This window comes from Ruegeria sp. AB11 (assembly GCF_056536325.1).
The window spans coordinates 427,857-449,316 of record NZ_JBQFJO010000002.1 but is presented as its reverse complement, the minus strand read 5'-3'; the positions used below and the strand labels follow the sequence as shown (position 1 = coordinate 449,316).

Annotated in this window: 17 protein-coding genes and 1 pseudogene; 14 read left to right on the top strand and 4 right to left on the bottom strand. The window is 54.4% G+C overall.

Annotated elements, in window-relative coordinates:
- Window positions 1–93: 93 nt before the first annotated feature.
- The 7 genes and pseudogenes from ACR3EJ_RS21645 to ACR3EJ_RS21615 form a co-directional block, all read left to right on the top strand.
- Window positions 94–1,044, top strand: coding sequence for an ABC transporter substrate-binding protein (locus ACR3EJ_RS21645; protein WP_170546212.1), 951 nt, complete (start codon window positions 94–96; stop codon window positions 1,042–1,044).
- A gap of 84 nt (window positions 1,045–1,128) precedes the next feature.
- The gene (locus ACR3EJ_RS21640; RefSeq protein WP_170546215.1) at window positions 1,129–2,157 is read left to right on the top strand and encodes a quaternary amine ABC transporter ATP-binding protein; all 1,029 of its coding nucleotides are present in this window, start codon (window positions 1,129–1,131) and stop codon (window positions 2,155–2,157) included.
- The gene (locus tag ACR3EJ_RS21635; RefSeq protein WP_170546217.1) at window positions 2,157–4,139 is read left to right on the top strand and encodes an ABC transporter permease; all 1,983 of its coding nucleotides are present in this window, start codon (window positions 2,157–2,159) and stop codon (window positions 4,137–4,139) included. The genes ACR3EJ_RS21640 and ACR3EJ_RS21635 overlap by 1 nt, the downstream gene beginning before the upstream one ends.
- Window positions 4,140–4,158: 19 nt before the next feature.
- Window positions 4,159–4,512 (top strand): cupin domain-containing protein, encoded by a 354-nt coding sequence (locus tag ACR3EJ_RS21630; RefSeq protein WP_170546220.1) that lies wholly within the window; start codon window positions 4,159–4,161, stop codon window positions 4,510–4,512.
- Complete coding sequence (locus ACR3EJ_RS21625; protein ID WP_170546223.1) at window positions 4,509–6,908, top strand: trimethylamine N-oxide demethylase; 2,400 nt, start codon at window positions 4,509–4,511, stop codon at window positions 6,906–6,908. Before ACR3EJ_RS21630 ends, ACR3EJ_RS21625 begins: the two co-directional genes overlap by 4 nt.
- Entirely contained in the window at window positions 6,895–7,347 is a 453-nt protein-coding gene (locus ACR3EJ_RS21620) for a hypothetical protein (RefSeq protein WP_170546226.1), read from the top strand. Before ACR3EJ_RS21625 ends, ACR3EJ_RS21620 begins: the two co-directional genes overlap by 14 nt.
- Before the next feature lie 171 nt (window positions 7,348–7,518).
- Window positions 7,519–7,698, top strand: a pseudogene (locus ACR3EJ_RS21615) (DDE-type integrase/transposase/recombinase); the annotation flags it as partial.
- Between the two features lie 80 nt (window positions 7,699–7,778).
- Here ACR3EJ_RS21615 and ACR3EJ_RS21610 read toward each other — a convergent pair.
- Together ACR3EJ_RS21610 and ACR3EJ_RS21605 are read right to left on the bottom strand one after the other, a co-directional pair.
- Window positions 7,779–9,020 carry an L-rhamnose isomerase gene (locus ACR3EJ_RS21610; RefSeq protein ID WP_170546229.1) on the bottom strand — a complete coding sequence of 414 codons (1,242 nt, stop codon included), beginning with the start codon at window positions 9,018–9,020 and terminating at the stop codon, window positions 7,779–7,781.
- Window positions 9,021–9,042: 22 nt separating this feature from the next.
- On the bottom strand, window positions 9,043–11,145 hold the full coding sequence (locus ACR3EJ_RS21605) for a bifunctional rhamnulose-1-phosphate aldolase/short-chain dehydrogenase (RefSeq protein WP_170546233.1): 2,103 nt from the start codon (window positions 11,143–11,145) through the stop codon (window positions 9,043–9,045).
- A gap of 187 nt (window positions 11,146–11,332) precedes the next feature.
- Here ACR3EJ_RS21605 and ACR3EJ_RS21600 point away from each other — a divergent pair, with 187 nt between their 5' ends.
- From ACR3EJ_RS21600 to ACR3EJ_RS21570, 7 genes are all read left to right on the top strand, one after another.
- A complete protein-coding gene (locus ACR3EJ_RS21600; protein ID WP_170546235.1) occupies window positions 11,333–12,139 on the top strand; it encodes a DeoR/GlpR family DNA-binding transcription regulator in 807 nt (268 codons plus the stop codon).
- Between the two features lie 43 nt (window positions 12,140–12,182).
- Window positions 12,183–13,181, top strand: a complete 999-nt coding sequence (gene rhaS, locus ACR3EJ_RS21595) for a rhamnose ABC transporter substrate-binding protein (RefSeq protein WP_170546237.1) — start codon at window positions 12,183–12,185, stop codon at window positions 13,179–13,181.
- 65 nt (window positions 13,182–13,246) lie between these two features.
- Window positions 13,247–14,773, top strand: a complete 1,527-nt coding sequence (locus ACR3EJ_RS21590) for a sugar ABC transporter ATP-binding protein (RefSeq protein WP_170546240.1) — start codon at window positions 13,247–13,249, stop codon at window positions 14,771–14,773.
- 14 nt (window positions 14,774–14,787) lie between these two features.
- Complete coding sequence (locus ACR3EJ_RS21585; RefSeq protein ID WP_170546242.1) at window positions 14,788–15,771, top strand: ABC transporter permease; 984 nt, start codon at window positions 14,788–14,790, stop codon at window positions 15,769–15,771.
- On the top strand, window positions 15,768–16,751 hold the full coding sequence (locus tag ACR3EJ_RS21580) for an ABC transporter permease (RefSeq protein WP_170546245.1): 984 nt from the start codon (window positions 15,768–15,770) through the stop codon (window positions 16,749–16,751). The genes ACR3EJ_RS21585 and ACR3EJ_RS21580 overlap by 4 nt, the downstream gene beginning before the upstream one ends.
- Entirely contained in the window at window positions 16,751–17,065 is a 315-nt protein-coding gene (gene rhaM, locus ACR3EJ_RS21575; RefSeq protein ID WP_170546249.1) for an L-rhamnose mutarotase, read from the top strand. The genes ACR3EJ_RS21580 and rhaM overlap by 1 nt, the downstream gene beginning before the upstream one ends.
- Window positions 17,066–17,077: 12 nt before the next feature.
- Window positions 17,078–18,460, top strand: coding sequence for an FGGY-family carbohydrate kinase (locus ACR3EJ_RS21570; RefSeq protein WP_170546252.1), 1,383 nt, complete (start codon window positions 17,078–17,080; stop codon window positions 18,458–18,460).
- An 818-nt stretch (window positions 18,461–19,278) separates the two neighbouring features.
- Here ACR3EJ_RS21570 and ACR3EJ_RS21565 read toward each other — a convergent pair.
- The gene (locus tag ACR3EJ_RS21565) at window positions 19,279–20,406 is read right to left on the bottom strand and encodes a hypothetical protein (RefSeq protein WP_170546255.1); all 1,128 of its coding nucleotides are present in this window, start codon (window positions 20,404–20,406) and stop codon (window positions 19,279–19,281) included.
- A gap of 223 nt (window positions 20,407–20,629) precedes the next feature.
- Complete coding sequence (locus ACR3EJ_RS21560; RefSeq protein ID WP_170546258.1) at window positions 20,630–21,457, bottom strand: LysR family transcriptional regulator; 828 nt, start codon at window positions 21,455–21,457, stop codon at window positions 20,630–20,632.
- Between the last annotated feature and the right edge of the window lie 3 nt (window positions 21,458–21,460).

Below are 21,460 nucleotides of genomic sequence, written 5' to 3'. Positions count from 1 at the left end.
TGTTCTGCGTTTCGCGCAAATTTGGGCAGAATGCGCAAATTCGGGGCCGGAAGAGCCCTCAATCCAATATCGAACGTCACTCAGGGAGCAATCATGAAACTTTCAAACCTACTTTCTGCTGCAACCTTGGCAGCGGTAGCGGGCACCGGTGCGATCGCAGAAGACAGCAGCGATCCGATCGTCATCCCAATTCACAACTGGTCCAGCCAGATCGTTATGTCTTACGTGGTCGGCCAGTTGTTCGAAGAGATCGGTGATAATGTCGAATACGTCACGACCGACAGTCAGGCGGTCTACGAGTCGGTGCGTCTGGGCGACGTCACGCTTGAGATGGAAGTCTGGGAAGGCGCATTTGGAGCATCCTTCCGCGCGGCTCTGGAAAAGGGTGGTCTGCATGATGCAGGCGACCACGATGCCGTCACCCGCGAGGACTGGTGGTATCCGATGTGGACCAAAGAGTCCTGCCCTGGCCTGCCCGACTGGAAAGCTCTGAACGACTGTGCGCATCTGTTTGCAACAGCAGAAACCGGCGACAAGGGCCGATATTTGGATGGTCCAGTAGACTGGTTAAAGCATGGTAAAGAGCGTGCCGAAGCGCTTGATCTGAATTTCACCGTGATCAATGCAGGTTCGGCTGCAGCCCTATGGGCCGAGATCGGCGCCGCAGAGGCGGACAAGAAGCCGGTTCTGGTCTTCAACTGGACACCCAACTTTGCCGAAGCTGTCTGGCCCGGTGAGTTTGTCGAATTTCCTGCCTGGGAAGATGGTTGCGACAAAGACCCATCCAAAGGTCCGAATCCCGAGGCTTTGTATGATTGCGGTAATCCAGCCACCGGTTACCTGAAAAAAGCCGCGTGGGATGGCATGAAAGACAAGTGGCCGGCGGCCTACTGCGTATTGACTGAAATTTCGTTCACCAACCCGCAAATCGCGGAAATGGCCAAGCTGGTCGACACAGACGAGCTGGAACCGGAAGAGGCAGCAGCCGAATGGCTGGATGCTAACCGCGCCGTTGTTGACCCCTGGATCAGCGCCTGCAGCTGATAATCCGGTCATTCGCAACGAAACTGGCGCGGCCTTGCCGATCTCAGTGAAGCAAGGCCGTGCCTAACAAGAAAGAAGGCAGCCATGTCCGCCACAGCGCCCGTCATCTCAGCCAAAAACGTCTGGAAACTGTTTGGAGCTTCTCCTGAGACCTATCTGAAATCTATTCCCGCGGGCCGCAGCTTCGATGAGATACGTGCGGACGGCTACATCGCCGGGGTCAAGGATGTATCGATTGAGGTTGGCCGAGGTGAAATGCTGGTCATCATGGGGTTGTCGGGATCAGGAAAATCCACCCTGGTACGGTGTTTTTCGCGGCTGCATGACATTACTGGAGGCATCATTGAGGTCGACGGTCAGGATATTATGAGCCTGAGCGAACGTGACCTGATTGAGTTGCGCCGCAACAAGATGGGCATGGTGTTCCAGTCCTTTGGATTGCTGCCGCATCGTACCGTTTTGGACAACGTGGCCTTCCCTTTGGAAATGCGCGGCCAAGATCGTCATGACCGACGCGAGCGCGCTTTGGAAGTTGTAAAACTGGTCGGCCTAGAAGGCCGTGAAGAATATTTCCCGCGCGAGCTCAGCGGAGGGCAACAGCAACGCGTCGGCATCGCCCGGTCCCTGGCGATTGAGCCGGACATCTGGTTTCTGGATGAGCCGTTCTCCGCTCTTGACCCTTTGATCCGACGTGAAATGCAGGATGAATTCCTACGGCTACAAGAGATGTTGGGTAAAACCATTGTCTTTATCACCCATGATTTTGACGAAGCGCTGCGTCTGGCGGACCGGATCGCGATCATGCGCAATGGCGCGGTGGAACAATGCGATACGCCGGACCAGATCGTCATGAACCCCGCCACGGAATACGTGGCGAAATTCACCGAGGACATCGACAAAGCCCGCGTAGTGCATGCGAAAGGGCTGGCGAAACCAGTCAACGGACACGCTTTGGAAGGCGCACCAATCAATGGTGGAGCAACGATCCACGAACTTGCGCGGGTTCTGGTCAATGACAACCGCATCCTTTTGCCGGTTGCAAATGACAAAGGCGTTGTCACCGGTGTACTGGAGCGCGACACTGCACTGAATGTCCTGCTCGGAGCCGAATAATGGCGACGCTGTCGACAGATCTGACAGAGACATCAGACAAGCCATGGGGACGTTCCCGTGTACTTTCTGTGCTGCTTGCCGTGGCCTTCGCACTGATCCTTGCCAAGGCAGTTGGTATTCTGCCTGAATGGCTAAACCGCATCCCCGAAGCCGCTATCCCACCCACTGCGCAGGTTCTGGACGCAGTTTTCAGCTTCATCCAAAATGACCTTGGCTTGATTTATGTAACCCGCTTTATCGCGGAAGGTCCTCTAGAGTTTCTGCTGGACACGTCAGCAAACCTTTTGGAAGGCAAGCGTCGCTGGCCCTATCTGGGACCAATCCCATGGTCTGCGATTGCCGCCGTCGCTGGGGTTGTTGGATACGCTGTCGGTGGTTGGCGGTTGGCCGCCCTGGGCGCTGGAACCTTTATCTGGACGGCTGCGATCGGTCAGTGGAAGATCGCCATGCAAACAATGTCCGTGATCGTCGTCGCGGCGCCATTGGCGTTTCTGCTGGGTCTGGCGTTTGGTATCGCCGCGTGGAAATATGGCTGGTTCGAGCGGATGTTGAAGCCCATTCTGTCTGTGCTTCAAACCCTGCCCTTCTTTACCTATCTGCTGCCCGCTGTGATTTTCTTCAAGGTGGGGCCAACCGCTGGAGCCGTAGCAACGATTACCTTTGCCATCCCGCCTATGATCTTAATGACAACGCTAGGGCTAAAAAAGGTCAGCCCTGAAGTGATCGAGGCGGGCCAAATGTCCGGCTGCACTCGTTGGCAGATGCTGCGCCATGTCTATGTTCCGGCAGCACGCACCGAAATTCTAGTCGGCGTAAACCAGGTGATCATGCTGTGTCTGGCCATGGTTGTTCTGACCGCCTTTATTGGTATGCCCGGTCTCGGTGCCAAGCTGTTGGCAATGATGGGCAGCTTCAAACTTGGCAGATCGTTCGAGATCGGCGTTACGATTGTTCTTCTAGCCGTAACGCTGGATCGGATGTCCAAGGCATGGGTGGTCAAGCAACCTGTTCACTTTGAACGTGGGACACCCTGGTGGAAGCGGTATAAGATTTCGCTGGTCGCACTGGGTCTATTCATTGGTTTTATTCTGCTGTCGCAGCTGTTTCCGATCCTGGCCGAAGTTGGTCGCAAACAGCACCTGAGCCAAGGCAAGGAAATTGATGTGGTGATCAAGTCGTTCCTGGCGATCGAGGCTATCAAGGGAACAACTGAATGGTTGCGCTGGTTTCTGAACGTCAAGGTTCTGATCCCGTTCCGGGACACGTTGCTGGCGATCCCAACCCCCGCCTTCATCCTAATAGTCGTTGCTTTTGCATATTGGATCGGTGGACGCCGCCCAGGTATATATGCGGCGGTTTTCTTTACCATCGTCGCATTCTCGGGTTGGTGGGACCGATCTGTGATCACTCTATACACAGTTATTTCGGCTGTTGCTCTGGCCACCTTGATTGGCATACCGCTCGGTGTAATCGCTGCCCGATCAGAACGTTGGTCAAAAAGCATCCTTTTGGCCTGTGACACGGCACAAACCTTCCCCAGCTTCATCTATCTGATCCCGGCAATCATGCTGTTCGGCGTTAATGACGTAGCTGTTGTGTTCTCGATCCTAATCTTCGCCGCAGTACCATTGATCCGGTACACCATTATTGGCCTCAGCAGCGTACCCTCGGAAATGACCGAAGCGGCAGACATGTCTGGATCAACGCGGCGGCAAAAGCTGATGTCAGTTCAGTTTCCGCTGGCACTACCGACAATGGCAGTTGGGTTCAATCAGGCCATCATGTTTGCCTTCTTCATGGTCATCATCGCAGCCTTCATCGGCACTCAGGATCTGGGACAGGAACTGCAGCGAACGCTGGCCGGCACCGAGTTGGGTAAAAACTTTGTCCTTGGCCTGAATGTGTCGCTGATGGCTCTGACCTTTGACATGGCCATCAGCAGCTGGACGGAACAGCGCAAGAAGCGATTGGGGCTCGAATAAGATGTCACAACAGCAAAATATGCGTACGGTCTCCCGTTTCGACGATACCGGCTTTGTCAGAATGCAGATGAAAGACCTGCCCGACGAACAAGTTTGGTGGAAAAATGTCAGCTTTGACCAGGATACCGGCCAAAGCAGCTATCTGATGAAAATGGCACCTGGCACGCGCTCGAACCCGCATATTCATCACGGTCCGGAAGAGTTCTTTGTCCTCGAAGGTGATCTGACCGATCACGATGGATTCAGCTATCGCAGCGGTGACTTCGTAAGTCTAACCGCAGGTTCCAGCCATTTTTCACACACCAAATCGGGATGCCTTTTGGTGGTCATGCACCGCGGCGCGACCGAATCTATTCAGGAAGGTGTATTATGAATGTGAAGCCGGTCTTCGAAGTGCCGTATGAACGCAGCGGGGTTCTGGCTCCTGGCCTTCCAATCCTGCCCCATGGCACGGAACGTCATCCCGTCCCTGGCACAGGATCGCGTGCGGTTACGGTGTCCAAAGGCGACACGATCACATTGTTGGATCGCGATGGGATGCAACCCGCCGAGATGGTGTTCTTTGCCCCGGATCGAAGCTCGGACGCTGCCATGCTTGGCGCGCAGGGGCACGGGCGACCAGAGGGGCTGATTGCAACTCTGGCGAATGGCTCGGCTTCGGGCAAGAAAGTGCTGCGCGCGTTAGAGGTTGCTGGTTTCGACATCGGACGCGGGGATGCAGTCAGGGCTTTCTCAGATGGATCACGCCCCGGCGACATGGTGCATTTCGTGGCGGAAAGTGACGGTCTTCTGATCGTCGCCGCACCAGGCGAAGCGATGCGCCCTGAAGACAATAACCCACCGACCGACATTATCCTGTACATTCAGCGTGCCGCTCCCGGCTTGGGAAAACCCGACGTGGGCCCGCCCGATCCGCTGGCCGACCCACTTAAGGATATCAACATTCAGCCTGGCAACGCCAAATCCTATGAGGTCAAAGCCGGAGAGTTCATCCAGATCGTGGATATCAGGGGCCGCGAATGCTCAGACTTTCAGGCGTTCAGCCGACGTGCATTGGATCAGGGGATCGAACGCGAGATTGATCCCACCACGACACGCAGCCTGGTGGGCAGCTTGTATCCGCAACCAGGTATATTCTCGAAATACTGGTCAGTGGATCAGGAACCCCTGGTTGAGATCGTGCAGGATACGTGCGGTCGCCACGACACGTTCGGGCTGGCCTGCACAGCAAGGTATTATGAAGATCTGGGCTATCCTGGCCATGTCAATTGCTCGGACAATATCAACAAGGATCTGAGCCAATATGGCATCCGTCCCCGCGCAGGTTGGTCCGCGATCAACTTTTTCTTCAATACAATGCTGGACGATAGCAATGCCATCGGTATGGATGATCCTTGGTCGCGACCCGGAGATTTCGTGCTGCTGCGCGCATTGACGGATCTTGTCTGCGTCAGTACCGGCTGCCCCTGCGACATCGACCCGGCCAATGGCTGGAATCCAACCGACATTCAGGTGCGAACTTACAAAGCGACCAAGGATTTTAAACGGTCCTACGGCTACAGAAAATCTGCGGAGGCGGATGTGGAAGAAACCAAGAAAACAGCATTTCACGACTGCTTTGCACGTCATACCCGTGATTTTGTCGAATATAACGGATATTGGCTGCCCAATACGATGACCAATCATGGCGCAATCGCAGAGTATTGGGCCTGTCGAGACAAAGTCGCCGTAATGGATCTGAGTCCACTGCGCAAATATGAGGTTGTTGGCCCGGATGCCGAAGAACTGATGCAGCTTTGCGTGACCCGCAACATGAAGAAGTTGAGCGTCGGTCAAGTTGTCTATACGGCAATGTGCTATGAACATGGCGGCATGATCGACGACGGCACTATCTATCGGCTGGGTGAGACCAACTTCCGATGGATTGGTGGCAACGACACCAGCGGTTTGTGGCTGCAGGAACAAGCGCGTAAGCGCAACATGAATGTCTGGGTTCGAAACTCTACAGATCAGTTGCACAACATCGCGGTACAGGGGCGGCACAGCCGCGACATCCTCTCGCAGATATTCTGGACGCCACCCCAGCAGCCAACCATAGAAGAATTGCCTTGGTTCCGGCTTACCGTGGCCCGGGTCGGGGATGTGCGCGGCACCTCTGTCGTGATCTCCCGAACCGGATATTCCGGCGAATTAGGATATGAAATCTTCTGCCACCCCAATGATGCTGTCGAGATTTTCGACCGTGTCTGGGAAGTTGGTCAGGATTATGGAATTGCTCCGCTTGGCCTTGCCGCCCTCGACATGTTGCGGATCGAAGGCGGCTTGATCTTTGCTGGGTCCGAATTCGACGACCAAACCGATCCGTTCGAGGCTGGGGTCGGTTTTACCGTCCCATTGAAATCTAAGACCGATGACTTCATCGGGCGCAGCGCAATTGAAGAACGCAAGGCTCACCCTCAACGCAAACTGGTCGGGTTTGATATAGAAGGTGGAACAGTTCCTTCTCCGGGCGATTGTGTACGTATCGGAAAAGCGCAGGTCGGTGAAATCACCAGCGCGATGAAATCACCCATCTTAGGCAAGGTCATCGCCCTCGGGCGGGTTGCATCAACCCATGCGCTCGAGGGGCACAATATTGAGATCGGCCAACTGGATGGGCAGCAAAAGCGCTTGAAGGCAAAAATTGTTCCGTTCCCGCATTTTGATCCAGCAAAAGAGCGTGTGAAGGGTGTTTACCTAAGAAACGATTTCCCGGATGCGGCTGAATGATAAATTGACAACCAAGCAAACGGCCAAAGTTGCGGTCGTTTGTTTTCTGGGATTTGTCATGGCTACTTCGCCAGAAACCGGCTTCGCAGGATTATGTGACAGGGTTATCGCACTTGAAAACTACAACACCACTGGTTTCTCGCCGAAAGGAGTAACGTGCGAACCGTATGTCGGCCTGGTCAATGTCCAAGGCATTTCATGCCGATGGGAGTTTTCGTTCCGAGACACCGAAGCAAATCGCGCATTCAACGACCTATGGACCGAAGTAACACGTTGCAAAGACGGAACTCAGACACAACACGGTAGTTCCGTTAACCACCCTGACAGCTACGTACAGAAGGAACTTATCACCTCGGACCGTCTTTATCGCGTCGCCCAAAAAGACAAGAGCCAAATCAATCGCTCATTGGTGTTTTTGAGTCTCGAACATCGCAATTGACGCAGCCGACGTACCTTTGTTCGCTAGATGACTAAGGATAGAGTAGTTCATGCTCTGCCATCTTCGATCGTCACGAAGCCCAAGTGCTGGACAACAGAACAGGCAGTGGCGCGAGCTGTCAGCTCAGGTATTCTGAAGCGGTTTGGTTGCCAAGCCAAGGTTTAGACAATCAGGTCCAAATTTTTGAATAACATGATCGAGCAGGATCATCGGTTCATAAAACGGCGCGTTCGACATATGTGTGGGTTCAAATCCTTCGCATCCGCGTCTGCTACGTTGGATGGCATTGAAGTCGCCACTATGACCCGAAAGCAGCAACCTCCGGCTTTCGGGGGTTCGCTGAGATCGTAGGATAAGTGTGCCTGGTAAGGCGCTTACTCTGATCGTTCCAAAAATTTGCAACATAACCTTTGCGACAGAACCCGGCTCGTCTATCCTCGCGTCGAAACTTTGCTTTGGTAATTGTCGAGTTCCCTAAGCAAGGATTTCCCGTATTTTACATCCATCCGTTCGCAGTATTCGGCCCAGATTGCGCTGAAGGGCAGATCCTTAAGCTCTTCTGTCATCATGAAGCGCGTCGTGAAGTCCAGCGAGGTCTCAGCAGTTTTCAGTTGATCCAAAGGAAGAAGTAGTGCGCGCAAAAGCGCCTTTTGCATATTGCGTGTTCCGATGACCCACGCGGCAGTTCGGCTGATCGTGGCATCGAAGAAATCAAGTCCGATATGAGTGCGGCCAAGCAGATCGCATGCGACCAGTTCCTGCGCCATGGCAAGAATGGAGTCATCGAGCAGAATAACGTGATCGCTGTCCCACCGCATCGGGCGCGAGACGTGAAGCAGGATTTTCTCGACCGATAGGGCGACGGAACTTAGCTTGTCGGCGATGTTTTCAGTTGGGTGGAAATGCCCCATGTCGAGGCAAAGAAGCGTACCCTTCCGCGTCGCATAGCCCAGATAGAATTCATGGCTGCCGACCGTATAAGCCTCGACCCCAATGCCGAAAAGTTTGCTCTCGACAGCATCCAGAAGATGTTGGCCATCGAACGGGTCCGACAGCATAGAATCCAGAGAGTTTTCAAGATGCTTTCGAGGTGTCATCCGGTCGATCGGGTGGTCTTTCATACCATCCGGTACCCAAATATTGTTGATGCATGGGTTGCCCTGCGCATCACCGATTTGAGATGCAATTTCACGTGTACGTTTGCCATGCTCGATCCAGAAATCCCGGATGCCCTGGTTTGGGTGCGCAAGGGTTAGATTGTCGTCAGCTTTCTCATGGGCAAAGAAGGTGGGATTGAAGTCTAGCGCTATGTTTTGCTCGTTGGCCCAGCCAACCCACGGCGCGAAATGACGCAACTCGATTTCATCCCGGTCGGGTGATTCATCGGTGTCCAGGTACATCGCGTGCAGATTGAGACGGTGCGCCCCCGGAATCTGTGAATAAGCGAACTCCAGATCAGCCCGCAGTTCGTCCGGTGTGCGTGCTCGGCCAGGGTGGTTGCCCGTCGCTTGTATGCCACCGCCTGAACTTCCGGACTTCTTTTCGAAGCCGACCACATCATCGCCCTGCCAGCAATGCATGGAAATTGGAATGGCCTTAAGCGTCTCGATGGCGGCTTCGGTGTCGACGCCCCAGTCCGCAAACTGTTGCCTCGCGCTGTCATAATTGCTCATGATCTCGTCCCTTCGTATGGCCTCAGCGTGTGAAGGCCTGAACGTTTCCTGCGTCTACGTTCAATATGTTGCCGGTGGATTTAGCAGAGGTGTCAGCCGCGAAGAAATAACAGGCCTCAGCAATATCTTCCGGCAGGACTGAACGTTTTAGCATTGAGCGCTGGCGATACATTTCTTCCAGCCCTTCCTTGTTCGTGCCGTAGGTAGTGGCGCGCTGATCCAGCCAGTCGCCTTCCCAGATTTTTGATCCACGCAGAACTGCATCCGGGTTGACAACGTTCACTCGGATACCCGCCTCGGCCCCTTCCAGTGCCAGACACCGCGCAAGGTGGATTTCGGAGGCTTTGGCCGTGCAGTAAGCCGAGGCGTTGGGTGAAGCCGCCAGCCCATTCTTGGACGCGACAAACACTATGGAGCCGCCCATGTTTTGTAACCGCAGCAACTTGAAAGCCTCGCGACTGACAAGAAAGTATCCGGTACTGAGGATATCCATGTTTTTGCTCCAAAGAGCCAGTGAGGTTTCCTCAATCGGAGCAGAGGATGCAATGCCTGCGTTTGATAAGAGGATATCAACTCCGCCAAACTCGCAAGCGGCCTCATTGAATGAACGTGCTACGGATTCTTCACTGGTAACATCCATGGTCACACTGCGCACTACGTCGGCGCTGTACTTTGCCGCGAGCGCTGCTTGGGTAGTGGCAAGGCCGTCGGCATTGATATCCGCGAGGACAACACATGCGCCTTCAGACAGATACCGTTCCGCCGTCGCCGCACCGATCCCACCCGCCCCGCCGGTGACCAAGGCCACCCGGCCTGCAAGCGATTTGGGCTTTGGCATGCGCTGAAGCTTGGCCTCTTCCAAAAGCCAATACTCGATGTCGAAGGCTTCTTGCTCTGGCAAACCTACATATTCGCTGACCGAGGAGGCGCCGCGCATCACGTTGATGGCGTTGATGTAAAATTCCCCGGATATGCGCGCCGTTGCCTTGTCCTTGGCAAAGGTGATCATACCAACGCCAGGCACCAGATACACCACAGCGTTGGGATCACGCAGTGCTGGGCTGTTGTCGTGCTTGCAGCGCTCGTAGTAGCTGGCGTAGGCATCCCGATACGCGGCAATCTGCGCAGACAGACCTTCAAGCACCTCATCTATATTGCCTTTCAACGGATCGTAATTGATCACCAATGGACGGATTTTGGTTCGCAGGAAGTGATCGGGGCAGGATGTCCCCAGTGCGGCGAGAGACTCCATCTCGTTGGCATTGAGGAACTCCAGAACCGCATCGCTGTCATTGAAATGCCCAACCATATGTTGATTGCCCGAGACAAATCCACGGATTGCGGGCATCAGCCGTGCAGCTACGGCGCGGCGATCTTCGGGTTTAAGGCTTTGGTGGATGGGACCTCCGAAAGGTGCGACGTCTTCCGCCTTTTCGGCCAGCCACTGGGTGGCGGTATTGATGACTTCGATTGTCTTGTCATAGCAGGACTTCGCGGTGTCCCCCCAGGTAAACAGCCCGTGGCTTTCCAATACCACCCCATCCGCATCCGGGTTTTCCAAACAGAACTTTTCAAGCCACAAACCCAGCTCGTACCCGGGTCGTTTCCAGGGCAACCAACCGATTTTGTCGCCGAATATTTCCTGCGTCAGTTCCTTTGAGCCTTTGGACGCCGCGATGGAAATGATGGCGTCAGCATGGACGTGATCCACGTGTTTTTGTGGCACATAGGCGTGCAACGGGGTGTCGATTGATGCCGCGCGCGTGTTCAGATCGAAGGTACAATGTGGCAAGTAGCCAACCATCTCATCTTCTAATTCCACACCGCGATACAGACTTTTCAGAGCTTTCAGCTTGTCCATGTAAAGCGTCGCGAACCCGTCCATCTTGATCGAGCCGATATCCCCCCCGGATCCTTTAACCCACAGGACCTCGACCTCTTTGCCGGTTAGCGGGTCGGTTTCCATCACCTTTGCTGAAGTGTTGCCGCCGCCATAATTTGTCACGCGCTTATCAGCTCCGAGGATATTCGAACGGTAGAGCAGCAGTTCCGATTCGCTCATTCCAGCGACAGCAGCCTCATCCCAACGATTATCCAGAAGCGATTTATCTTCAGATTTCAACATGCTGTCCTCCGGGTCGGCGGCGCGCGCCTGAATTAGATTTAGGGTACATCCTGAAAAGGCAGTCAAGAATTGTCAATCACAAACAATCATTATCAGCCATAATATGTGCTATAGTGATTAGTGTTGATTGTTTTTGATTGACAGACGCATTGAAACTGCGCAGTGTTGACGCTCAAGGGAGGCGTGAATGCACGAAAAAGAACGTCATAGAGTTATTCTGTCTGCGGTTCAGGACCGTCCAGTCGTTACTGTTGCGGATCTGTGCAATCTGACAGACGCGTCAGAGGCGACCATACGTCGTGACATCGCCACACTCGATGCAGAACGCAAACTAAAGAGGGTGCGGGGTGGAGCCGAAGCACTTAACCCGCCGCAGTTTGTGGGGCTTGCCGGACGGCCATTTGCAATCAACGAAACCATGCGCACGCGTGAGAAGCAGGCCATCGCCCGTGCGGCGGTCGAGATTTGCGAAGATGGTGAATCGATCATCATCAATGGCGGCACCACCACATTTCAGATGGTGCATCCGTTAGCTTCGCGTCGGATGCAGGTATTTACGAACTCATTTCCGATTGCCGAGCATCTGCTCAAGCACTCTAAGAACACCGTAATGTTGTCGGGTGGGGTGATCTATCGCGAGCAGAACATCATTCTTTCCCCCTTCGAAAATGACGTGACGCGCAATTTCTACGCACGCCGCGTGTTCATGGGGGCGCAAGGGCTGGGACCACTTGGCCTCATGGAGGCAGACCCGCTTCTGATCCAGGCAGAAGAAAAGCTTATCGGTCAGGCTGACGAACTCATCGTTCTTGTCGACAGCTCCAAGTTTGAGAACCGCTCCAGTCTGGTGCTGTGCCCGTTGAATCGGATCACAACTGTGATCACCGACGAGCGTATCTCAGACAGTGCAGCAGCCATGCTTGAAGCTGCGGATGTGAATTTGATCGTCGCTGAATCCGGCGCCGCTCAGGAAGAAGACGCAGCGGCTTCATAGGGCCAATGCGTCAAAAATCGTAGTGACTATGGGAGGAAACGTAATGCACCGTCGCAATTTCAGTAAACTGGTCGCAGGTCTTGGGCTTGCCATGAGTCTGACCACCGCCCCGGCCTTTGCCGAGGACAACGTGCGAATCGCGCTTGTCGTCAAGGCACTTGGCATTGGGTTCTTTGAAGCTGCTGCCAAAGGCGCCGAAGAAGCGGCAGCAGAGCTTGGGAATGTCGAGATCATTTATACCGGTCCAACCGACACCACTGCGGAAGGCCAGATCGAGGTCATTAACTCGCTGATCGCCCAGGGCGTCGACGCCATTGCGATCTCGGCCAACGACCCGGATGCGCTGGTACCCGCTTTAAAAAAGGCGATGAGCCGCGGCATCACTGTCGTTTCCTGGGATTCGGGAGTTTCCCCCGAGGGCCGGCAAATGCATCTGAACCCGTCGTCGACCGAACTGATCGGCAACACAATCATCAAGCTGGCGGCCGATCACATGCCCGATGGTGGGGATATTGCAATCCTGTCGGCGTCGGCAACTGCGACCAACCAGAACGCATGGATCGAAGCTGCGAAAGAGGTTCTGCCCAATTATCCGGGCGTCAATCTGGTCTCGACAGTTTATGGCGATGACCTGTCGGACAAGTCCTATCGTGAAGCGCAGGGCCTGATGTCGACCTATCCCGATCTGAAAGCAATCATTGCACCGACAACCGTGGGTATCCTGGCATCATGTCAGGCCGTCACAGACGCGGGCAAAATCGGCGAAATCAACGTGACCGGTCTTGGTCTCCCATCCGAGATGGCCGGCTGCGTTGAGTCTGGTGCAACCAAAAGCTTTGCGATCTGGAACCCGATTGATCTGGGTTATGCGGCAACCATGCTTGCCTACAACATCCATGAAGGGGCCACGGCCGATGCGGGGTCTTCAGTTCCGATGGGGCGTATGGGCGAAGCGACGCTGGACGATACAGGGTCGGCCGCGATGTCCGATCCGTTCACCTATGACAGCTCGAACGTCGACGACTTCAAGTCGATCTTCTGATCGTGGCCTGACCACCCGACCCGGCGTACCGCGCCGGGTCATCACTTCCAATGAATGATACGGCGATGCAGATTCAACCTGATCCGATAGCCGCAGCCGACCGGGCACTTGAACCGATCCTGGCGCTTGATGGGATCACTAAGACATTTCCCGGTGTAAAAGCTCTGTCCGAGGTCGAACTGAAGCTTTACCCCGGCCAAGTGACTGCTCTTGTTGGGGAGAATGGCGCGGGCAAATCCACGGTCGTAAAAATTCTCACCGGGATCTACCAGCCTGACGGCGGCGCGATCCGTATTGATGGAGAGGCAATTCAGTTTTCCACAGCTCAGGACGCCGCGGATGCGGGGATCACTGCCATCCACCAGGAAACAGTGCTTTTTGACGAGCTGTCGGTCGCCGAAAACATCTTTCTGGGCCATGCGCCACGTGGCCGTTTGGGGTTGATCGATTGGGCGAGTATGGAGCAACGGGCGCAAGATATTCTGTCCGAAATCGGAGCAGAAATCGATCCTTCAACTAAGCTGCGTGAACTTGGGATCGCCAACAAACATCTTGTTGCGATTGCCCGCGCACTGTCGATCGACGCGCGCGTCGTCATCATGGACGAACCAACTGCAGCGCTATCGCACAAAGAAATTCAGGAACTATATCATCTTGTAGAAACGCTCAAAGAGCAGGGCAAAGCCATCCTGTTCATCAGCCACAAGTTTGACGAGATCTTTCGAATAGCGGATCACTTCACCGTTTTTCGGGATGGTCAGTTCATTGGCGACGGCCGGATCTCCGATATCACCGAAGCCGAACTGGTCAAGATGATGGTTGGGCGGGATGTGAGCCAGATCTTTCCAACCCGTGACAGCCGCATTGGAGAACAAGTGCTTAAGGTCGTTGGTTACGATCACCCCACCGAGTTTGCGGATATAGGTTTCACACTGCACCGGGGTGAGATCCTCGGCTTCTACGGTCTGGTCGGAGCCGGACGTTCAGAATTCATGCAGGCGTTGTTCGGGATCACGAAACCATCCAAAGGCGTCACCAAGATCGATGGAAATATCCGGGTGATCCGTTCCCCCGCAGACGCAATTGAAAACGGGGTTGTTTACGTCCCAGAGGATAGAGGGACACAGGGTGCCATTACCTCGCTTCCAATCTTCCAAAACGTGACGCTTCCGTCGCTCAATCGAACCTCAAAGCACGGGTTTCTGCGACTGGCAGAGGAGTTTCGTCTGGCCCGAGAATATACCGAGCGTCTGGATTTGCGTGCAGCTTCGCTTGATACCGATGTGGGATCTCTGTCCGGTGGAAATCAGCAAAAGGTGGTGATCGCCAAATGGCTGGCAACGCAGCCCAAAGTGATCATTCTTGACGAACCGACTAAGGGCATAGATATCGGATCCAAGGCTGCCGTGCACGAGTTTATGGCCGAGCTTGCTGCTCAGGGCTTGGCCGTCATCATGGTCAGCTCGGAAATCCCCGAAATCATGGGCATGTCCGACCGAGTCATCGTCATGCGTGAAGGCCGCATCGCGGCGGAGCTGGAAGGCACCGACCTTTCCCCCGAAACCCTTGTCCGCCATGCGGCAGGTATCTGATGGAGGCCGCAAGTATGCTGAAACGGTTCATCGCTTCTCGGGAAGCCCTGTTGTTGGGCGCAATTGCTGTTCTTCTAGCGCTGATCTCAATGCGCTTCCCCAGCTTCGTCACGCTATCCAACCTCTCCGTCGTGTTTAATGACACTTCACCTCTGATCCTACTCGCCATCGGCCAGATGATTGTGATCTTGACCAAATGCATTGACTTGTCAGTGGCCGCGAACCTCGCTCTGACCGGCATGATCGTCTCAATGATCAATGTTGCGGCGCCGGGTGTGCCAGTCGTTGTGATCGTTGCCGTAGCTGTTGCTCTTGGTACGATGATGGGCATGGTCAACGGAATTCTGGTTTGGAAACTCAATATTCCACCCATCGTTGTGACGCTTGGCACCATGACTATTTTCCGCGGGATCATCTTTTTGATTTCTGACGGAAAATGGGTGAACAGCCACGAGATGAGCGCTGCCTTCAAAGCTTTTTCTCGATCTGAATTTCTGGGCCTGCCAATGCTGAGCTGGATCGCCATCATTGCAGTGATCGCGTTCGCCATCGTGATGACGCGGACGACACTGGGACGGGCGTTCTATGCGGTCGGTGGCAACCCGCACGCGGCAACCTACACTGGCATCGATGTTGGCAAGACCCAGTTCTGGGCGTTTACAATCTCAGGTGCACTGGCCGGCTTGGTCGGGTATCTCTGGGTGTCGCGCTATGCCGTGGCCTATGTCGACATTGCGGGCGGGTTCGAGCTTGATGTGGTCGCCGCCTGTGTGATCGGCGGTGTTTCGATTGCGGGTGGCATCGGTTCGGTTGGCGGCGCGTTGTTGGGAGCGTTGTTTCTTGGCCTGATCAAGAACGCCCTGCCTGTCATTAATGTCTCACCATTCTGGCAACTGGCCATTTCGGGCAGCGCGATCATTATCGCTGTGGCGATGAATTCACGGGCCAATCGCGACAAGGGACGGATCATCCTTAAATCAGCGGAGCATACGGCATGAGCACCACCGACCGTTTCATTCCCGACCGGTTGCAATCGCCGCTGGAGCGGAAACTAAAGAGCTGGGAGTCGCTGCTGCTGGCGGTCGCCATCGCCATCTTCATTGCCAACAGCTTTGCCTCGCCATATTTCCTTAACGCCTGGAACCTGTCCGACGCGACCTTCAATTTCACTGAAAAGGCAATTATTGCCTTCGCAATGGCACTGCTGATCATTTCGGGCGAAATCGACTTATCTGTTGCCTCAATAATCGCGCTTGCATCCACGGCTATGGGTGCGGCGGTCCAAATGGGGGTCGGGACTCCGGTCTTGATCCTTGTCGGTTTGGGGACCGGGGTTCTGTGCGGGGCCTTCAACGGGGTCTTGGTTACCCGTCTGGGTCTGCCTTCGATCGTGGTCACTATAGGGACAATGAGTCTGTTCCGCGGGATCAGCTATATCGTCCTGGGGGATCAGGTCTACAAGGGTTACCCGACGGACTTTGCCTACTTTGGCCAGGGCTATGTATTTTGGGTCATTTCGTTTGAGTTCGTCCTGTTTGCGCTGCTTGCTGTGATCTATGGAGTGATCCTGCACAAAACCAATTTCGGCCGTGCAGTCTATGCCATCGGCAACAATCCCACCGGTGCGCTGTTCTCGGGCATCCGGGTCGCGCGGGTGAAGTTTCTTTTGTTCTTGCTGACTGGCCTTATGTCGGGCGTCGCCGCAATCTGCCTGACGTCACGTCTCGGGTCGACGCGCCCATCGATTGCCTTTGGGTGGGAACTTGAGGTGGTGACGATGGTCGTTCTGGGCGGGGTCAACATTCTTGGTGGGTCGGGCAGCATCCCCGGTGTTGTCATTGCCGCATTTGTGATGGGATTGGTAACCTTCGGACTTGGGCTTCTGAATGTACCTGGAATCGTGATGTCCATTGTGATCGGTGCGCTTCTGATTGGCGTCATCGCACTGCCCCGCCTTTGGACTATGTGGAGAGGCTGATGCAGAAGTATGCGTTCAAGATGACGTTGAACCCTGGCTGCAAAGACGAATACCGCCGGCGTCATGATGAAGTCTGGCCAGAGCTTCTGGAGCTTCTGAAACAGGCGGGGGTGTCTGATTATTCGATCCACCTGGACGACGACACAGGTATTCTGTTTGGTGTCCTGTGGCGGACCGATGATCACACAATGGAAGACCTGTCAGCACACCCGATAATGCAGCGCTGGTGGGCGCATATGGCGGATATTATGCAAACCCATCAAGACAACGAACCAGTTGCAAAGCCGCTGGAAACCGTTTTCCACATGTCGTGAGGTGCCGTGCATATGGTTAAGGGCCACGTCGCAGTCATCGACATCGGAAAAACCAACGCAAAACTGGCATTGGTCGATCCGGCCAACATGTCCGAGCTGGCTGTCATCACCCGGCCTAATACCGTGCTGTACGATTCCCCATGGCCGCATTTCGACGTCGAAGGGCATTGGGAGTTTATCCTGCGTGGGCTGGCGGATTTCCATCGTGAACACGGCGTCTCTGCCATCTCCGTGACGACGCATGGGGCGTGCGTGGCCCTGCTTGCCGCTGACGGTTCCTTGTCCGCGCCGATCTTGGATTATGAGTTTACCGGGCCGGAAACGCTTGCTGATGCCTATGATGCCATTCGACCTGCGTTTTCTGAAACAGGGTCTCCCAGGCTTTCGATGGGCCTTAACATTGGCGCGCAACTGTATTGGCAGTTTCAGGTCGATCCGGAACTGAAAGCGCGTACAAAAACGATCGTGACCTATCCTCAATACTGGGGGTACCGATTGACCGGTGTCGCGGCAACGGATGTCACGTCGCTTGGTTGCCATACTGACCTTTGGAATCCCCACGCAGGGCAGTTCTCGTCGTTAGTCGTGGAACTTGATGTGGCGGATAAACTCGCGCCGCCGCGCCGCCCCGGAGAGGTTCTTGGTACAGTTTTGCCGGACATAGCGGCACACACGGGGCTCAACCCTGATACACCGGTCCATTGCGGCATTCATGACTCAAATGCTTCACTGCTGCCGCACATTCTTGGCCATCAGCCACCGTTATCGGTTGTTTCCACCGGTACCTGGGTTATCGCTATGTCGATCGGTGGGCAGCCGATCACGCTCGACCCGAATGCGGACACGCTTATCAATGTGAACGCCCTTGGAAACGCTGTTCCTTCGGCCCGCTTCATGGGCGGGCGAGAGTACGATATCGCTATCGGGTGCCAGAGTTGCCCAAATCCCTCGGATACCGACATGCAGACGATACTGGAAGACAAGGCGATGTTGCTTCCTGCGGTTGTCACGGAAAGCGGGCCATTTCGCGGACGCAAGTTACATTGGATTGGCCCGGAACCCGCATTGGGTACATCCCTTCGCAAAGCAGCGGTCAGTTTCTATCTTGCGCTGGTCACGTCCCGCTGCCTCGAAGAGATTGGCCACCAGGGCCCGATCATCGTCGAGGGCCCCTTCGCCGCAAACCGAGCTTATCTTTTGATGCTGGCAGCGGTTTCAAATGTGCCAATCAAGGTTTCCCAAACGGCCACCGGAACAAGCCAGGGCGCGGCTATGCTTGTCGAACCGTCAAGCACGGTCACTTCCCTCGAAACACTGCCCGTCCCGCAGCCCGAGGCTCTCAGAAAAGGCCTGCTTTCTTATGCTGAAAACTGGCTTAGGGTTTCGCAGAAATGACGCCTTTGCCGCACAGAATGAACCGGAGAATCACTATTTGAGGACAGGGTGTACTATGGAGATTTCAAACAGACGGACTCCAATAATGCGTTAGAATAATTGACTTTCTATCCTCGACCATCGGTCGTTTGCGACATGTCTCCATGGTATTAACTTTGCCGCCACATTTGCGGATCAGCACAACGTTCGACTCTTGCAATCGCGATGATGTTGCCCGGATGGTACAGGAATTTTGATGACAGCAAGTGCGACGCTCCGAACTCGTACCCCCTCATTAGAATCGCTAAACCCCATCAAGGCGCGCCGCATCAACTTGATACTTGAGTGACATGTTCTGATTGCGACCGTTAAAAGAAATATACGTACACATCCTGACATTTTATAAACGCAGTTTGCAGTTTTGAGAATTTGGCGTGTTGGTCGCTGGGCGACAAGCCGTACTAGGCAACCCCCTCAAATCCAGTTGAAAAACCAGAAAGTGCTAAAATCAAGACATGCCGCCCACATCGTGAATATCGCATTACGGCAAAATAGTGCCTACAAATCATTGAGAAACTTATAGTTCGTGCTGTGGAAACAAACCGTTTCGCACAAACTTGCAGCTTTACGGGAAACCCCGAATATCGTCCAACTCGCAAAACCCGTATTTTGGGTTCAGAAATACCACACACCCCCTCGAGTCTAAGGAGAGGGGCCGGCTTCTACCCCCTCAGCCAGCCCCTCGCACCACCTCTCATTTCCACACACTGGTGACAGATGGTTATCGTCAGAAGCGAATTTTGCCAGTGCATTCCATTCTACGGCACACCAACTGTTCTTCAGCCATTATTTGCAAGTTCTTCTTGGGTTTCCTCGTTGGAGGTTTGATCCTCTCCCGCAGTTTGATCAATGACTTCTTCATTGTCTTCGCTGTCGACATGGGCAGTTTCGCTATCGGTTGCACCGAGCGTAGCTTTTACTGCTTCTTCGTCGGGATTAGAGGATCGTACTGCATCTAGGACGCGGTCTTGTTGCTCCGCAGCCAAAACATCGTCTTCAGAAAAGTCACCCTCGTAACTCCCCAGGAGGCTTGCCTCTGCTTCATATACTGACTCCGCGGCAGCCAATTGATCCTCGGTTGGGCGCTCAATCGCATTGCCATCATCGTTCAATATTGCGTCGTGCGCATCTTTAACCGCTTGAGCGTCTGCCAAATCTTCAGGGTCAGTCACACCCGGGTTTGCCATCTCATCGGCAAGAACCTTCTCGGCTTCTTCCAGCGTCATAGAGGCAGCGTCCAAGTAATCGTAAGCTGCAGCAATATCCTTAACGTCTGCTGGGCTTAAAGTGTAATCTTCACCCATGACATGATTGAAATTCGCGTCGGCAACGGCCAGGCCAGCGGCTAGGCTGACTGGCCCTGTACCCTTCGCATACTGACCGTTCGCAATATGCGCGAGCTTTGCGTTGATGCTGGAATTAATAGCACCATTCAGTTTGCCAAGATTGCGCGGGGCGAGAGTGCCATCGCCGACAATTTTTGTTTTCTTGCTTTGCGGTTTTTGTACTGGCTTAACAGTAGACTTGTTTGCGCTCGTTGCTACCGGCTTGGTTTTATTACCTTTGAATAGGCCCTTGATCCCGTTCTTCTGTAGATTGCGACCTAGCGTTTGAAAATCTTCTTTGACAGCCCGGCCCAAACGACCGCTGCGTTTTGACTTATCACCTTTGTTAGCGGATTTTCTGCTTTTCCGGTTCAGCTTGCCGTCTGAGCCCGCCCCACTTTTAGCACCTTTGTCGCCGCCTTTGCCGCCTCCATTTCCTCCTTTTTCACCACCTTTGCCTCCACCATTTCCGTTGCCGTTTTTCGCATAGGCGTAATCGGCAGTGAGAACGGTCGCGACGGGTGCGGCTACGAAAGCAGTTAACGCGAGCGCGGAAACGCTTACTCTCAGAAAGTTCAACAAAACAAAATTCCTTCTCGCTCTCATCATCTAAACCAAGGTGCTCTGGCAACCGGCTTAACCAAGATTGTCGGTGGAATGAGTTCAGATTAGGGCAGCTTTCAGTCTTCCCAGAGTTGTTATTTTTAACCGAACATTAACAACTCCGCCCTTACGTCTCTTAGGACTGATGCGTGTGTGCTCGGTTGATGGAACGGTTAGGTGAATAGGAATTTGAGGCATCGGTTCATCCGTTTTCACAAGCTTCCGACATCACTGCGTGGGTGCGATCTATGACATGCCGCACCTCTGCAAGAAACCGATCTTCATGATGGGTGACCAGCCACTGATCATGTTCCAGATCGTCAATCAAAGGTGAGACCGGTTTCAGGCCCGGCTGGGTGTTTCCAATGAAAGTTGGCAGAACCGCCCGGGCAAGACCTGCATTTGCAAGCTCAAGCGCATTTTGCGGCGCCGTCACTTCGATTGCGTCGCCCTCTTGCGCGTGCGCCCGCAGCCATCTGGCCGAGGGTGTTTTGGACATCACGCGCGCCCAGGTCGAAATGCTCTCATCCGCAGCATAGACCGCAAACCGAACTCGCCCAATCTTGCGACCCGCCAGGCCAATCTCTTCTGGTCGGCGATTTCGAATGCCGATCGCGGCTTCCCGGTGTCCGATCTTTAACACCTCTTCTGCCGAGATGAATCGCAGCCGAACCGGCATTGAACGGGTAAGCCTTCCGACCGCGCCGATCAAAACCTTTGTCACCCAACTCCCGGCCGAGATTTTGACCAAAGGTGGCGCGGTGGCAAGGCTGCTTTCCGTGACAGGTATGACACGCGCTTCGATTCCTTCGACCTTCCTCAAAAGCGCTTGCCCGTCTTCGGTCAGGTCATACCCTCGCGGTTTGCGGTGAAACAGTTCGCTTCCCAGGTTGCGCTCAAGCTCGATCATGCGCCGACCCAGGGTGGGTGCGCTCTTGCCGGTCTGTTCAGCGGCTGGTCCAAGCCCGCCCGCTCTGGCAACCGCAAGGAAAAGCCGCAGGTTGTCCCAGTCAAAGTTACTTTCATCCATGAA

What these genes read in the sequence shown, in the direction of transcription:
- ACR3EJ_RS21645 (WP_170546212.1), top strand. Translation starts at nt 94, where the DNA reads ATGAAACTTTCAAACCTACTTTCTGCTGCAACCTTGGCAGCGGTAGCG.
- ACR3EJ_RS21640 (WP_170546215.1), top strand. Translation starts at nt 1,129, where the DNA reads ATGTCCGCCACAGCGCCCGTCATCTCAGCCAAAAACGTCTGGAAACTG.
- ACR3EJ_RS21635 (WP_170546217.1), top strand. Translation starts at nt 2,157, where the DNA reads ATGGCGACGCTGTCGACAGATCTGACAGAGACATCAGACAAGCCATGG.
- ACR3EJ_RS21630 (WP_170546220.1), top strand. Translation starts at nt 4,159, where the DNA reads ATGCGTACGGTCTCCCGTTTCGACGATACCGGCTTTGTCAGAATGCAG.
- ACR3EJ_RS21625 (WP_170546223.1), top strand. Translation starts at nt 4,509, where the DNA reads ATGAATGTGAAGCCGGTCTTCGAAGTGCCGTATGAACGCAGCGGGGTT.
- ACR3EJ_RS21620 (WP_170546226.1), top strand. Translation starts at nt 6,895, where the DNA reads ATGCGGCTGAATGATAAATTGACAACCAAGCAAACGGCCAAAGTTGCG.
- ACR3EJ_RS21610 (WP_170546229.1), bottom strand. Translation starts at nt 9,020, where the DNA reads ATGAGCAATTATGACAGCGCGAGGCAACAGTTTGCGGACTGGGGCGTC.
- ACR3EJ_RS21605 (WP_170546233.1), bottom strand. Translation starts at nt 11,145, where the DNA reads ATGTTGAAATCTGAAGATAAATCGCTTCTGGATAATCGTTGGGATGAG.
- ACR3EJ_RS21600 (WP_170546235.1), top strand. Translation starts at nt 11,333, where the DNA reads ATGCACGAAAAAGAACGTCATAGAGTTATTCTGTCTGCGGTTCAGGAC.
- rhaS (WP_170546237.1), top strand. Translation starts at nt 12,183, where the DNA reads ATGCACCGTCGCAATTTCAGTAAACTGGTCGCAGGTCTTGGGCTTGCC.
- ACR3EJ_RS21590 (WP_170546240.1), top strand. Translation starts at nt 13,247, where the DNA reads ATGCAGATTCAACCTGATCCGATAGCCGCAGCCGACCGGGCACTTGAA.
- ACR3EJ_RS21585 (WP_170546242.1), top strand. Translation starts at nt 14,788, where the DNA reads ATGCTGAAACGGTTCATCGCTTCTCGGGAAGCCCTGTTGTTGGGCGCA.
- ACR3EJ_RS21580 (WP_170546245.1), top strand. Translation starts at nt 15,768, where the DNA reads ATGAGCACCACCGACCGTTTCATTCCCGACCGGTTGCAATCGCCGCTG.
- rhaM (WP_170546249.1), top strand. Translation starts at nt 16,751, where the DNA reads ATGCAGAAGTATGCGTTCAAGATGACGTTGAACCCTGGCTGCAAAGAC.
- ACR3EJ_RS21570 (WP_170546252.1), top strand. Translation starts at nt 17,078, where the DNA reads ATGGTTAAGGGCCACGTCGCAGTCATCGACATCGGAAAAACCAACGCA.
- ACR3EJ_RS21560 (WP_170546258.1), bottom strand. Translation starts at nt 21,457, where the DNA reads ATGGATGAAAGTAACTTTGACTGGGACAACCTGCGGCTTTTCCTTGCG.